Annotated in this window: 2 protein-coding genes; both read left to right on the top strand. The window is 65.9% G+C overall.

Annotation, left to right across the window (positions count from 1 at the left end):
- The coding region (locus FJ980_RS31485; RefSeq protein ID WP_140547422.1) for a tripartite tricarboxylate transporter permease at window positions 1-1219 on the top strand (1219 nt) is incomplete at its 5' end.
- Between the two features lie 15 nt (window positions 1220-1234).
- The coding region (locus FJ980_RS31490) for a CoA transferase (RefSeq protein ID WP_181181379.1) at window positions 1235-1435 on the top strand (201 nt) is incomplete at its 3' end.

Genomic DNA, 1435 nt, shown 5'->3' on the forward strand with positions numbered 1-1435 from the left:
GTCCGGGCGCGGCGGCGCCGCACTTGCCACGTCGGCGATCGGCTCCTTCGTCGCCGGCACGCTCGGCACGCTGGGCGTTGCCTACCTGGCGCCTATCGTGGTCAGGTTCGCGCTGGCCTTCGGCCCGGCCGAATATTTCTCGCTGATGGTGCTGGCCTTCATCACGGTTTCGGCGGTGCTCGGCTCGTCCTCGGTGCGCGGCTTGACCAGCCTGTTCGCCGGCTTTGTTATCGGCATGATCGGGGTCGACCTGCAGACCGGCCAGCCGCGCTTCACCTTCGGCATGACCGAACTGCTCGACGGCGTCGACGTCATCATCGCCGCCGTCGGCCTGTTCGCCGTCGGCGAGACGCTCTACATGGCCTCGCGCCGTTATGCCGGCAAGGACGAGATCGTGCCGCTGAAGGGCTCGCTCTACATGACGGCGGCCGAATGGGGGCGCTCGTGGAAGCCCTGGTTGCGCGGCGCCGCGATAGGCTTCCCGATCGGCGCCATGCCGGCCGGCGGCGCCGAGATCCCGACCTTCCTGTCCTATGCCATCGAAAAGAAGCTTTCGAAGCACAAGCAGGAATTCGGCACGGTTGGCGCCATCGAGGGCGTAGCCGGTCCGGAGGCCGCCAACAATGCCTCGGCCGCCGGCGTGCTGGTGCCGATGCTGACGCTCGGCCTGCCGACCTCGGCGACGGCGGCAATCATGCTTTCGGCCTTCCAGAGCTACGGCATCAATCCAGGCCCGCTGCTTCTGACGACACAAGGCAATCTGGTCTGGGGACTGATCGCCAGCCTGTTCATCGCCAATGTCATTCTCGTCATCCTCAATCTGCCGCTGATCGGGCTTTGGGTGCGGCTGCTGAAGATCCCGGCGCCGCAACTCTATGCCGGCATCCTGGTTTTCGCCACCGTCGGCACCTACGGCATTTCGCAGTCGCCGATCGACCTCGCCATCCTCTATCTCCTGGGTGCTGCCGGCTTCCTGATGCGGCGCTTCGATTTCCCGACCGCGCCCGTCATCATCGGCATGATCCTGGGACCGCTCGCCGAAACCCAGTTCCGCCGCGCCATGACGATCTCGAACGGCGACTGGTCGGTGTTCTACAAGCACCCGCTGTCGCTGACCCTGCTGACGCTGGCCTTCATCGGCCTGGTCGGGCCGCATATCTGGGCCTACATCGAACGCCGCCGATTGCGGGGGCCGGAGCATGTGCCGGGCGATGCCTGATCGATTTGAAGTGACATGACAGACCTGCTTTCCGGCATTCGCGTGCTCGACCTGACCAACGTCCTGGCCGGGCCCTATTGCGCCTACCAGCTGGCGCTGCTCGGCGCCGACGTCATCAAGGTCGAGGCGCCGCAAGGCGGCGACCTGGCGCGACAGCTCGGCGGTTCGCCGGAACTCAACCAGGCCGGCATGGGAGCTTCGTTCCTGGCTCAGAAT

Source organism: Mesorhizobium sp. B1-1-5 (genome assembly GCF_006443065.1).
Taxonomy (GTDB): domain Bacteria; phylum Pseudomonadota; class Alphaproteobacteria; order Rhizobiales; family Rhizobiaceae; genus Mesorhizobium.